Origin of the sequence: Streptomyces sp. BBFR2 (genome assembly GCF_044497305.1) — a bacterium.
Taxonomy (GTDB): domain Bacteria; phylum Actinomycetota; class Actinomycetes; order Streptomycetales; family Streptomycetaceae; genus Streptomyces.
Genome location: NZ_CP172415.1, coordinates 1,275,757 through 1,287,924, shown reverse-complemented (window position 1 = coordinate 1,287,924; position 12,168 = coordinate 1,275,757). Strand labels below are relative to the sequence as shown.

The window sequence follows — 12,168 nt, the reverse complement described above, 5'->3', positions numbered from 1 at the left end:
TGCGAGGCCCACATAAAGTGCCCTTATGGACACAAAGCGTAAGGATCTGGTGGTCCGCGGCCGGCGGCGTCCTCTCGGACCCCGCACGCTCGGAGCGGTGTGCGCCGTCGCCGCCGCCGGTGCGCTCCTCGCGGGCTGCGGCGGCGGCACGGACAAGAGCGCGAGCGGCGCGCCGGACGGTCCCGGGGTGGGCTCCCCGGCGGAGGTCACCTCCCCGGCGACCCCGACCTCCCCGTCCTCCTCGCCGAGCGGGAACCTCACCGAGGACCAGCGCGAACGCAAGGACCTGTTCGCCAAGAACAAGACCGACTACGAGCACGTCCTGACCGCCGCGGCGGGCGCCGTGCCGCACACCAAGCCCGTCTCCACCGAGCTGAAGGACGGCGACGGCGGCAAACCCGTGTGGGAGACGGTGGTGGCGGCGGACGACGGCACCGCGCACACCGTCCGCGTCGACGCGGTCACCGGGAAGGCGGGCAAACCCGTCGCCGAGCAGCAGAAGTCCGAGGACCGCAAGGCGCTCGCGAAGCGGCTGCGGGACGCCACCGTCACCGCGCCGATGGCCGCCAAGACCGCGCTGGCGAAGAAGAAGGGCGAGGTCGCGACCCTGGAGCTGGAGGACACCGACCAGGGCAAGGGCGTCTGGAAGGTGGACGTCGTCTCGACCGCCGACTGGAAGAAGACCACCTTCGACGTCGACGCCAAGGACAACAAGATCCTGAAGGAACACACCGACCAGGACTGAGCCCCGGCCGGCGGGCACCGGCCGGACCGTACGCACCGCACCCCGGCGGGCCCGAGAGGCCGCCGGGGTGCGCCGTGCCGTCAGTCCTGGTGTGCGGCCAGCGCCTCGGTGAGCAGCGGGGCGACCAGCTCGACCTGCCAGGGGCGCGCGCCGTGCCCGGCCAGGGCGGCGGACACCGCCTCCCCGGTCGGCTCGGCGGGCGGCTCCCAGCACACCCGGCGCACCGTGTCGGGCGTGATGAGGTTCTCCTGCGGGAGGTTCAGCTCCTCCGCCAGCGCGGTCACCGCGGTACGCGCCGCCGAGAGCCGCGCCGCGGCGACCGGGTCCTTGTCGGCCCAGGCGCGGGGCGGCGGCGGGCCGTTGAGCGGCGCGCCGGGCTGCGGCAGCTCGCTGTCCGGCAGCGCCCGCGCCCGGTCCACGGCCGCCTGCCACTGCTCCAGCTGACGGCGGCCCATACGGTGCCCGAAGCCCGGCAGCGCGGCGAGCGCGTGGGCGTTCGGCGGGAGGTTCAGCGCCGCCTCGACGATCGCCGCGTCACCGAGGACCTTGCCGGGGGAGACGTCCCGCTTCTGCGCGATGCGGTCGCGGGCCGTCCACAGCTCGCGGACGACGGCCATCTGACGGCGGCGGCGCACCTTGTGCATGCCGGAGGTGCGGCGCCAGGGGTCCTTGCGCGGCGGGGCCGGGGGAGCGGCGGCGATGGCGGCGAACTCCTGCCGGGCCCACTCCAGCTTCCCCTGCCGCTCCAGCTCCTCCTCCAGCGCGTCCCGCAGATCCACCAGCAGCTCGACGTCGAGCGCGGCGTAGCGCAGCCAGGGGTCGGGGAGCGGGCGGGTCGACCAGTCGACGGCGGAGTGGCCCTTCTCCAGCGCGAAGCCGAGGACGTTCTCGACCATCGCGCCCAGCCCCACCCGCGCGAACCCGGCGAGCCGGCCCGCCAGCTCCGTGTCGAACAGCCGGGCCGGCACCATCCCTATGTCGCGCAGGCACGGCAGGTCCTGGGTGGCGGCGTGCAGCACCCACTCGGCGTCGGCGACGGCGGCGCCGAGCGTGCTGAGGTCCGGGCAGCCGACCGGGTCGATCAGCACGCTGCCGGCGCCCTGCCGGCGTAGCTGGACGAGGTAGGCGCGCTGGCCGTAGCGGTAGCCGGAGGCGCGCTCGGCGTCGACGGCCAGGGGGCCGGTGCCCGCCGCGAGGGCGGCGACGACCTCGGCGAGGGCGTCGTCGGTCGCGGTCACCGGGGGGATGCCCTCGCGGGGCTCCAGCAAGGGTTCCGGCGCCGGTCGGTCATCCGGAGGCGAGTCTCCGGATGCTCGCAGTGTCGTGTCTGCTGCGGTCTTTTGGGCGTCGGTCACCGGTCAAGGGTATCTGTGTATGCGCATCGCCCGTCGAGGGGAACGTTCCCTCGGCGGGCGATGTGTCGGGGCGCGGGTCAGTGGATGATGCCGGTGCGCAGCGCCACGGCCACCATTCCGGCCCGGTCACCGGTGCCGAGCTTGCGGGCGATGCGGGCGAGGTGGCTCTTGACGGTCAGGGCGGACAGCCCCATCGACACGCCGATCGCCTTGTTGGACTGGCCCTCCGCCACCAGCCGCAGCACCTCGACCTCCCGGCCGGACAGTTCGCGGTAGCCGCCCGGGTGGCCCGGGGCGCCCGGCGGGCGGCGTTGCATACGGGCGGCGTGGGCGCCGATGGGCGCGGCTCCCGGACGGCCCGGCAGGCCGAGGTTGGTACGGGTGCCGGTGACGACATAGCCCTTGACGCCGCCGGCGAGGGCGTTGCGTACCGCGCCGATGTCATCGGCCGCGGAGAGCGCCAGGCCGTTGGGCCAGCCCGCGGCGCGGGTCTCGGACAGCAGGGTCAGGCCGGAGCCGTCGGGCAGGTGGACGTCGGCAACGCAGATGTCGCGTGGGTTGCCGACGCGGGGGCGGGCCTCCGCGATCGACGACGCCTCGATCACGTCCCGTACTCCGAGGGCCCACAGATGGCGGGTGACGGTGGAGCGGACGCGAGGGTCGGCCACGACGACCATGGCCGTCGGCTTGTTCGGGCGGTAGGCGACCAGGCTCGAAGGTTGCTCGAGGAGAACAGACACCGGGCCTCCTGGGGGAGTGGCGGGACGGTTGCGACCGGGCCGCAAGGGGCGAGCCGGGACGTTCCGTATCTGAAGGGTCACTGACCTCTTCGGCAGCAATCCGAGGGGACTTTAGACATTGATCACGATTTAGTTGGTGTCAATTCGGGCAAATCGGATGCGTGAGCGATCATACGTGAACACCGGGGTGATCAACGGCGCACGTGTTCCCGCATCCGGGAGCGCCGGGGCGGCACCGGACACGGACATGCCGAGGGCGCCGCACCCGTACGGTGCGGCGCCCTCGCGCCAGGGACGGCGGTTCCGGTCCGGCGGGCTCAGCGCGGCTGGGCCCCCCGGCGCTGCGGCAGCGGCACCACACCGCCGCGCGGACCGGCCTCCTGCGGCGCCGGGGGCAGCCCGGCGACCTGACACAGCAGATCGCACCAGGCCGCGAGGTGCGCGCCCGCGTCGGGCACGCCGCCGGGGCCCTCGGCCGGGGTCCACGACGCGCGGATCTCGATCTGGGTGGCGGGCTCACGCACCGCCAGACCGCCGAAGTGGTGCGACTCGGCCAGTGTCACCGTCCCGCTCGCCTCGCCGTAGCGCACCCCGCGGGCATCCAGCGCGCCGGTCAGCCACGACCAGGACACCTCGGGCAGCAGCGGATCGGTGCCCATCTCCGGCTCCAGCTCCGCCCGCGCCAGCGTCACGATGCGGAACGTGCCCTGCCACGCCTCGTGCCCGGCGGGGTGGTGCAGCAGCACCAGCCGCCCGTCCGCCAGATCCGCGTCCTCACCGTCCGGGCCCGCGCCCCGCTCGACCACCGTGGCCTCCAGCGCGCCGGCGTACGGCGCGAGCCGTTTCGGCGCGGGAACCGCATCGAGGACGATCTCGGGACGCAGCCGGGCCGCGCGGAGCGACTCGATCGCGCGACGGAAGGGGATCGGGGTCTCGTCCGCGCTGTCCGAGAGATGTTCGTACGCCGCAGCCATGCCCGGAAGAGTAGGCGGAAGTCGCGCCGCGGAGGGGGAGGACACCCGGTGCGCGCGTCGCCCGTTCGGAGGTGTCGGCGGCGCATGCGAAGATTCCGTCCGTGAGCGCCAACGACCGCCCGACGGGCCAGCAGCAGACCGGAACGTACGACTCGGCCTTTCTCAGGGCCTGCCGGCGCGAGCCCGTGCCGCACACCCCGGTGTGGTTCATGCGGCAGGCGGGGCGGTCGCTGCCCGAGTACCACAAGGTCCGCAAGGGCATCGCGATGCTCGACTCCTGCATGCGGCCCGAACTGGTCACGGAGATCACCCTCCAGCCGGTGCGCCGCCACGGCGTCGACGCCGCCATCTACTTCAGCGACATCGTCGTGCCGCTCAAGGCCATCGGCATCGACCTCGACATCAAGCCGGGCGTCGGCCCCGTCGTCGAGAACCCGATCCGCACCCGCGCCGACCTGGAGCGGCTGCGTCCGCTGGAGCCCGGCGACGTCGCGTACGTCACCGAGGCGGTGCGGATGCTCGTCAAGGAGCTGGGGTCCACGCCGCTCATCGGCTTCGCCGGTGCGCCGTTCACGCTCGCCAGCTACCTCGTCGAGGGCGGGCCGTCCCGCAACCACGAGCACACCAAGGCGCTGATGTACGGCGACCCGCAGCTCTGGGCCGACCTGCTGGACCGCCTCGCCGTGATCACCTCCGCCTTCCTCGACGTGCAGATCGAGGCCGGGGCGAGCGCCGTGCAGCTCTTCGACTCCTGGGTCGGCGCGCTGTCGCCCGCCGACTACCGCCGCTCGGTGATGCCCGCCTCCGCGAAGGTCTTCGAGGCGGTCGCGCACCACGGCGTGCCGCGGATCCACTTCGGCGTCGGCACCGGTGAGCTGCTGGGCCTGATCGGCGAGGCCGGCGCGGACGTCGTCGGCGTCGACTGGCGGGTGCCGCTGGACGAGGCGGCCCGGCGGGTCGGCCCCGGCAAGGCGCTCCAGGGCAACATCGACCCGGCCGTGCTCTTCGCCCCGCGCGAGGCGGTGGAGACCAAGGCCCGCGAGGTGCTGGACGCCGCCGCCGGTCTTGAGGGCCACATCTTCAACCTCGGCCACGGCGTGCTGCCCGCCACCGACCCGGACGCGCTGACCCGCCTCGTCGAGTACGTCCACACGCGGACCGCGCGCTGAGCCGCCGCGGCCGGCCGCCGGGGCGTCACACCCCGGCGGCCCGGACCGCCGCCGTCGCCTTGCGGGCCGCGACCAGCACCGGATCCCAGACCGGGGAGAACGGCGGCGCGTAGCCCAGATCGAGCATGGTCATCTGCTCCACCGTCATCCCGGCGGTCAGCGCGACCGCCGCGATGTCCACCCGCTTCCCGGCCCCCTCCCGGCCGACGATCTGCACGCCCAGCAGCCGCCCCGTACGCCGCTCGGCGAGCATCTTCACGTGCATCGGCCGGGCCCCGGGGTAGTACCCGGCGTGGTTGGTCGACTCGATGGTCACCGTCACGAACTCCAGCCCCACCGCGCGGGCCTGGCGCTCCAGGAGGCCGGTGCGGGCGATCTCCAGATCGCAGACCTTGCTGACGGCGGTGCCCACCACCCCGGGGAAGGTGGCGTACCCGCCCGCGACGTTGGCGCCGATGACCTGGCCGTGTTTGTTGGCGTGGGTGCCGAGCGGGAGATGGCGGGTGTGGCCCGCCACCAGGTCGAGGACCTCGACGCAGTCGCCGCCCGCCCAGACGTTCTCCTGGCCGCGCACCCGCATCGACAGGTCCGTCAGCAGCCCGCCGGACTCCCCGAGCGGCAGCCCCGCCGCCTCGGCGAGCGCCGTCTCCGGGCGGACGCCCATCCCCAGCACCACCACGTCCGCCGGGTACTCCGCGTCCTCCGTGGCCACCGCGCGGGCGCGTCCCCCGGCGTCGGTCAGGACGGCGGTGACGGCCGCGCCGCGCACCGTCTCGATGCCCAGACCGCACATCGCCTCGTGCACCCGCGCGCCCATGTCCGGATCGAGCGTGGACATCGGCTGCTCGCCCCTGTCCAGCACCGTCACCGCGTAGTCGCGGCGGACCAGCGCCTCGGCCATCTCCACGCCGATGTATCCGGCGCCGATCACCACGGCGCGGCGGCCCGGGGACGCGCCGAGGGCGTCGATCAGCGCGCGGCCGTCGTCGAGGGTCTGCACGCCGTGCACCCCGCGCGCCTCGATCCCGGGCAGCGGCGGGCGCAGCGGCCGGGCGCCGGTGGCCAGCACCAGCTTGTCGAACTCCGTCCAGCTCTCCCGCCCGCCGTCGTCCAGCGCCCGGGAGCGCACCCGGCCCCGCGCCAGGTCCAGCTCGGTCACCTCGGTGCGCATCCGCAGGTCGATGGCGCGCGCCCGGTGCTCCTCGGGCGTCCGGGCGATCAGCGCCGCCGGACCGCCGACCTCGCCGCCGATCCAGTACGGGATGCCGCACGCCGAGTACGACGTGAAGTGACCGCGCTCGAACGCGGTGATCGCCAGCTCACCGGGTCCCTTCAGCCGCCGGGCCTGCGAGGCGGCGGCCATGCCCGCCGCGTCGCCGCCGATGACCACGAGCCGTTCCGTCATCCCGAGCCCCTCACGCCGTCCGCCCTGCCCGTCGCGGAACGCCCGCACGAGCCCACTTCAGCAGGCTACGGCGCGGCACCGACAACGGCGGGCAGCGCGGGGCGGCGGGGGCGGCGGGGGCGGCCGGGCCGCCACGGTGCCAGGGCCGGGAGGGTGTGCGGGGGCTTGCCCGTCGGGGGCCGGACCCGAACTGTCCGCGGGGCCGGACGGCCCGGCCCGCTCACGACGGCCGTGCGTCCCGGGGGTCGCTCCGGCCGGGCCCGCCCGGCACGGCGCCCGGCCCGCCCGCCGCGTCGGCCCGGCGGCGCGGGCCCGCACCACCGTCCCCGGGCCCGCCCGGGGACTCACCGCTCCAGGACGAGCGCCAGCCCCTGCCCCACCCCGATGCAGAGCGCCGCCAGCCCCGTTCCGGAGCCGCGGGCGGCGAGTTGGTGGGCGACCGCGCCGGCCAGCCGCGCGCCCGAGGCACCCAGGGGGTGGCCGATCGCGAGGGCGCCGCCGCGCGGGTTGACGACGGTGGGGTCCAGCTCCGGCCAGCGGCCGATGCAGCCCAGGGCCTGCGCGGCGAACGCCTCGTTCAGCTCGAAGACCGTCAGGTCGCCGAAGCCGCGCCCGGCGCGCTCCAGGGCCCGCCGTACCGCGGCGACCGGGCCCAGCCCGTAGAGCCGTGGCTCCACGCCCGTCACCGCGCTCGCGCCGATCCGGGCCAGCGGTTCGCGTCCGGTGGCCCGCAGGCCCTCCTCGTCGGCGAGGAGCAGCGCCGCCGCGCCGTCGCTGAGCGGTGAGGAGTTCCCCGCGGTGACCGTCCCGCCGGTGCGGCGGAACACCGGCTTCAGCCGGGACAGCGCCTCCAGGGAGGACGCCTCCCGGATCGTCTCGTCGCGCTCCAGCTCCACCCCGGGCAGCGGTGCCACCTCCGCGGCGTACTGCCCCTCGCGCCAGGCGCGGCTCGCCTTCTGATGGCTGGCCAGCGCGAACACGTCCTGTTGCTCCCGGGTGATGCCGTGCAGCTCGGCGATCTTCTCGGCGCCCTCGCCCAGCGAGAGCGTCCACTCCGGCCGCATCCGCGGGTTGACCATCCGCCAGCCCAGCGTCGTGGAGTACAGCTCCTGATGGCCCGTCGGGAAGCCGCGGTCCGGTTTGGCCAGGACGTACGGCGCCCGGCTCATCGACTCCACCCCGCCCGCCACCGCCACGTGCGCGTCGCCGTGCGCGATGGCCCGCGCCGCCTGGATGACGGCCTCAAGACCGGAACCGCACAGCCGGTTGACCGTCACCCCGGGCACCGAGTCGGGCAGCCCGGCCAGCAGCACCGCCATCCGCGCGACGTTGCGGTTGTCCTCCCCGGCGCCGTTCGCGTCGCCCAGGACGACGTCGTCGATGAGCGCCGGATCCAGCTCGGGGCTGCGCGCCACCAGCGCCCCCAGGACGTGCGCGGCGAGATCGTCGGGGCGGACGCCCGCCAGCGCGCCGCCGTATTTGCCGACCGGGGTCCGTACGGCGTCGACGACGTAGACGTCCCGTGCGCGGTGCTCGCTCATCAGGGCTTCCTCGCTGTGTGGGGTGGCCGGGGGAGCCGGGGACCGGGCCGTCCGCGCGCGCGAGCTGAGCGGGGCGGCTGCGGCGCGGGCGGGCGCCGGGCCGCCGCCCGCCGAGTCTTTGCCGGGCCCCGGGCCCTGTCAACGTGGTCCTCGGCCAACGTCCCGGAGCGCTCTGAGAGAGTGGGGGCATGAGCGCAGCGCACACCAGTACGGGCCGGACCGCCGGCCGCCATGTGGTCGTCATCGGCGGCGGGATCGCCGGCCTCGCCGCGGCGCACCGCCTCCTCGAGGGCGGCGCCGAGGTGACCGTCCTGGAGGCGTCCGGGCGGCTCGGCGGCAAGCTGCGGGCCGGGGAGATCGCGGGCGTACCGGTCGATCTGGGCGCCGAGTCGATGCTGGCGCGGCGGCCCGAGGGCGTGGACCTCGCCCGCGCCGTCGGTCTCGGCGACCGCCTCCAGCCGCCCGCCACCGCCTCCGCCACCCTCTGGACGCGCGGGGCGCTGCGCCCCATGCCCAAGGGCCACATCATGGGCGTCCCCGGGGACCTCACCCCCCTCGCCGCCTCCGGCGTGCTCTCGCCCGAGGGCCTCGACCGCATCGCCGCCGACACGACCCTGGAGCGCACCGCCGTCGGCGAGGACGTCGCGGTCGGCGCGTACGTCGCCGAACGGCTCGGCCGCGAGGTCGTCGACCGGCTCGTGGAACCGCTGCTCGGCGGCGTCTACGCGGGCGACGCCTACCGCATCTCGATGCGCGCCGCCGTACCGCAGCTCTTCGAGGCGGCCCGCTCGACACGGTCGCTGACCGCCGGGGTCCGCGCCCTCCAGGAGCGCGCCGCCGAGGCGGCCCGGGACCTTCCCGCCGACCGGCCGGTCTTCATGGGCATCGACGGCGGCATCGGCACCCTGCCCGGCGCCGTCGCCGACGCGGTGCGCGCCGCCGGCGGCGAGATCGCGCTGCACACCCCGGTCCGCGCGCTGCGCCGCCGCGGTGCCGACGGCTGGCACGTCGTGACGGGCGAGCGCACGCTCGCGGCGGACGCGGTGGTCCTGGCGGCGCCCGCCGGGCCCGCGGCGCGGCTGCTGCGGGACGACTGCCCGGCGGCCGCCACCGAGCTGGCCGCCGTCGAATCCGCCTCGATGGCGCTGATCACGATGGCCTTCCGCCGCGCCGACGCGGCGGGCATGCCGGAGGGCAGCGGCTTCCTCGTCCCGCCGGTGGACGGGCGCCGCATCAAGGCGGCGACGTTCGCCGGCCGCAAGTGGGGCTGGATCGCCGACGCCGACCCGGAGCTGTTCGTCCTGCGCACCTCCGTCGGCCGCTACGGCGACGACGCTCTGCTGGGCCGCGACGACGCCGAGCTGGTGGAGCTCTCCCTCGCCGACCTCGGTGCGGCCACCGGCCTCGCCGCCCGCCCCGTGGCCTCCGCCGTCACCCGCTGGGAGGGTGGCCTGCCGCAGTACTTCGTCGGCCACCCGGACCGCGTCGCCCGCGTCCGCGCGGCGCTCCCCGGGGCGCTGCGGGTCTGCGGCGCTGCCTACGACGGCGTCGGTATTCCGGCGTGTATCTCCTCGGCGCGGCGGGCCGCCGACGAGATCCTCGCGGGCCTGGAGACCCGGACGCCGGACTTCTCCGCAGCCGAGTGAGAATGGTCGGTATGACAGACGCTTCCACCCCCGCCGCCGACCGGGCACAGAACGCCGGCAAGAAGGCGAAGGACCTCAACGACACCATCCGCTACACCCTGTGGTCGGTCTTCCGGCTGCGGGACGTCCTCCCCGAGGACCGCGGCGGGTACGCCGACGAGGTCGAGGAGCTGTTCGAGCAGCTCGCCGCCAAGGACGTCGTGGTCCGCGGTACGTACGACGTCTCCGGGCTGCGCGCCGACGCCGACGTGATGATCTGGTGGCACTCGGAGAGTTCGGACGCCCTCCAGGAGGCGTTCAACCTCTTCCGCCGCACCCGCCTGGGCCGTGCCCTCACCCCGGTGTGGTCCAACATGGCGCTGCACCGCCCCGCCGAGTTCAACAAGTCGCACATCCCGGCGTTCCTCGCCGACGAGCGCCCCCGCGACTACGTCAGCGTCTACCCGTTCGTCCGCTCCTACGAGTGGTACCTGCTCCCCGACGACGAGCGCCGCAAGATGCTCGCCGACCACGGCAAGATGGCCCGCGGCTTCCCGGACGTCCGCGCCAACACCGTGCCGTCGTTCTCGCTCGGCGACTACGAGTGGATCCTGGCGTTCGAGGCGGACGACCTGTACCGCATCGTCGACCTCATGCGGCACCTGCGCGCCTCCGAGGCGCGGCTGCACGTCCGCGAGGAGGTGCCGTTCTACACCGGCCGCCGCAAGCCGGTCGCGGAACTGGTCGCCGGTCTGGCCTGATCCGGCCGCCCCGCACGACGACGGCGGGCCGCCCCACCCGGGGCGGCCCGCCGTCGTCGTGTCCGGTGCGCCTACGGGCGGGCTGCCGTGCCCCCGGGCGCGGCGGCGCGCTTCCTGGTCCGCGCCCGGTCGCCCGGCTTCGGCTCGGCGCGCGGCGCGCAGTACACCCGGTGGCCGGGGACGGTGCCGTGCAGCAGATACGCCTCCACATGCGCGTTCACGCAGGTGTTGGGGCCGTACGCGATGCCGTGGGTCCCGGCGCCCCGCTCGGTGACCAGGGACGAGCCGGCCAGGCGCCCCTGGAGGGCGAGGGCACCCGGGTAGGGCGTGGCGCCGTCGCGTTCGGCGGCCAGCAGCAGCACCGGCGGCAGCGCGCCGGGCGCCGTACGGACGTCCACCGGGCCGTGCCCTCCGGGCAGCGCCTGCGCCGCGCGGACGGCCGCCTCGTACCGGGCGGCCTCGGCGATCCGGCCGTCCGTCCCGGGGGCGCCCGCCGCGGCGCGGGCCGCGGTGTGGTCGGTCGCGGCGGTCAGCCCGGCCCGCGCCGACCGCGCGGCGTCCGGCCAGAACGCGCACGGCAGGTTCATCCAGGCGTTGTCCCAGGTCTGGAACGGTGCCACCCGCGCGCCCTCGGTGTTGTCGCGGTCCCAGACGCGCAGATCGCGCGGCCAGACCGCGTCGTTGCACTCGACGGCGGTGTAGACCGCGTTGCTGTTCTCCTCGGCGACCGCGTCCTCGGGGTCGGGCGCCGCCTGGTCGCGCAGCGGCCCGTCGTCGCCGCGCAGGTACGCCGACAGGGCCTGGGCCCGGCGCGGCCAGTAGGCGTCGTTGTAGCCGGTGGTCAGGTACGCCGACTGGAGCTGCGCCGGGCCCACCGTGCCGCCCGCCGGGTGGCGTCGCAGCCTCTCGCGCGCCGTGTCGTACGCGCGTTGCACCGCCTGCTCCGTGGTGCCCAGGTGGTAGGCGGTGTGGTGGCGGGCGACCCAGCGCAGCCAGTCGCGCCAGCGGCCCTGGAACGCGACGTTCTGGGCGAGGTTGTCGCGGTACCAGATCTGCCGCGGGTCGGGGTCGACGACGCTGTCGAAGACCATCCGGCGGACGTGCCCGGGGTAGAACGTGGCGTACAGGGCGCCGAAGTAGGTCCCGTAGGACGCGCCCATGAACGTCAGCTTCCGCTCGCCGAGCGCGGCCCGCAGCATGTCGAGGTCGCGGGCGTTGTTGACGGAGTTGTAGAAGGGCAGGTCGGCGCCGGCCCGCCGGGCGCAGCCGCGCGCGTACGCCGCCGCCTGCGCGGTCTTCTGCCGCTTGAAGGCTTCGGTGGGGTAGGTCTGGCTGTCCGTAGGGGCCTTGGCGAACGCCTTCGGGTCCTGGCAGGACAGCGGCGCCGACCGGCCGACGCCGCGCGGCGCGTAGCCGACGAAGTCGTAGGCGCGGGCGGTCCGGCGCCACTCGGGCAGCTTCCCGTAGAGCGGGAAGGACATCGCGGAGCCGCCGGGCCCGCCCGGGTTGAAGACCAGGGCGCCCTGCCGCTCCTTGGGCGCGGTGGCCCGGATCCGGCTGACGGTCAGCTTGATCTGCTTGCCCTGGGGACGGGTGTAGTCGAGGGGCACCGTGAGGGCGGCGCACTGGACATCCGACGGCAGGTGCTCGACCGGGGCGCAGCGTCCGAAGGTCAGGGGGCGTGCGAGGGGCGCGGGTGGCGCGGGGGACGCGCCGGTGGCGCCGTCCGCCGGAGCGGTGGCGAGGGCGCCCAGCAGGAGCGACCCGATGGTTCCGTACAACGCGAGTGCCCTCACGGACCGTCCCTTCGTCGTGCCCGGCACGCGGGCGGCCGCGCGCGTGCCGCATACGTG

The 12,168-nt window shown here is 75.3% G+C and carries 10 protein-coding genes; 4 read left to right on the top strand and 6 right to left on the bottom strand.

Annotated elements, in window-relative coordinates:
• The first annotated feature begins 25 nt into the window (after positions 1–25).
• On the top strand, positions 26–745 hold the full coding sequence (locus tag ACGH2B_RS04415; protein WP_399084377.1) for a PepSY domain-containing protein: 720 nt from the start codon (positions 26–28) through the stop codon (positions 743–745).
• An 80-nt stretch (positions 746–825) separates the two neighbouring features.
• Here ACGH2B_RS04415 and ACGH2B_RS04410 read toward each other — a convergent pair whose 3' ends face one another.
• From ACGH2B_RS04410 to ACGH2B_RS04400, 3 genes are all read right to left on the bottom strand, one after another.
• Positions 826–2,100 (bottom strand): ribonuclease D, encoded by a 1,275-nt coding sequence (locus ACGH2B_RS04410; protein ID WP_399084374.1) that lies wholly within the window; start codon positions 2,098–2,100, stop codon positions 826–828.
• Between the two features lie 77 nt (positions 2,101–2,177).
• Complete coding sequence (locus ACGH2B_RS04405) at positions 2,178–2,840, bottom strand: response regulator transcription factor (RefSeq protein ID WP_030279967.1); 663 nt, start codon at positions 2,838–2,840, stop codon at positions 2,178–2,180.
• Between the two features lie 317 nt (positions 2,841–3,157).
• On the bottom strand, positions 3,158–3,814 hold the full coding sequence (locus ACGH2B_RS04400; RefSeq protein ID WP_399084371.1) for a DUF3000 domain-containing protein: 657 nt from the start codon (positions 3,812–3,814) through the stop codon (positions 3,158–3,160).
• 101 nt (positions 3,815–3,915) lie between these two features.
• On the opposite strand from ACGH2B_RS04400, the gene hemE reads away from it, so the two are divergent.
• The gene (hemE, locus tag ACGH2B_RS04395; RefSeq protein ID WP_399084368.1) at positions 3,916–4,983 is read left to right on the top strand and encodes a uroporphyrinogen decarboxylase; all 1,068 of its coding nucleotides are present in this window, start codon (positions 3,916–3,918) and stop codon (positions 4,981–4,983) included.
• Between the two features lie 25 nt (positions 4,984–5,008).
• Here hemE and ACGH2B_RS04390 read toward each other — a convergent pair whose 3' ends face one another.
• Both ACGH2B_RS04390 and ACGH2B_RS04385 read right to left on the bottom strand, forming a co-directional pair.
• The gene (locus ACGH2B_RS04390) at positions 5,009–6,388 is read right to left on the bottom strand and encodes an FAD-dependent oxidoreductase (RefSeq protein ID WP_399084365.1); all 1,380 of its coding nucleotides are present in this window, start codon (positions 6,386–6,388) and stop codon (positions 5,009–5,011) included.
• A gap of 344 nt (positions 6,389–6,732) precedes the next feature.
• On the bottom strand, positions 6,733–7,929 hold the full coding sequence (locus tag ACGH2B_RS04385; protein ID WP_399084362.1) for a thiolase family protein: 1,197 nt from the start codon (positions 7,927–7,929) through the stop codon (positions 6,733–6,735).
• Positions 7,930–8,117: 188 nt separating this feature from the next.
• On the opposite strand from ACGH2B_RS04385, the gene hemG reads away from it, so the two are divergent.
• Positions 8,118–9,575, top strand: a complete 1,458-nt coding sequence (hemG, locus tag ACGH2B_RS04380; protein WP_399084359.1) for a protoporphyrinogen oxidase — start codon at positions 8,118–8,120, stop codon at positions 9,573–9,575.
• An 11-nt stretch (positions 9,576–9,586) separates the two neighbouring features.
• A complete protein-coding gene (hemQ, locus tag ACGH2B_RS04375; RefSeq protein ID WP_399084356.1) occupies positions 9,587–10,315 on the top strand; it encodes a hydrogen peroxide-dependent heme synthase in 729 nt (242 codons plus the stop codon).
• A gap of 71 nt (positions 10,316–10,386) precedes the next feature.
• Here hemQ and ACGH2B_RS04370 read toward each other — a convergent pair whose 3' ends face one another.
• Positions 10,387–12,111 carry an alpha/beta hydrolase gene (locus ACGH2B_RS04370; RefSeq protein ID WP_399084353.1) on the bottom strand — a complete coding sequence of 575 codons (1,725 nt, stop codon included), beginning with the start codon at positions 12,109–12,111 and terminating at the stop codon, positions 10,387–10,389.
• Between the last annotated feature and the right edge of the window lie 57 nt (positions 12,112–12,168).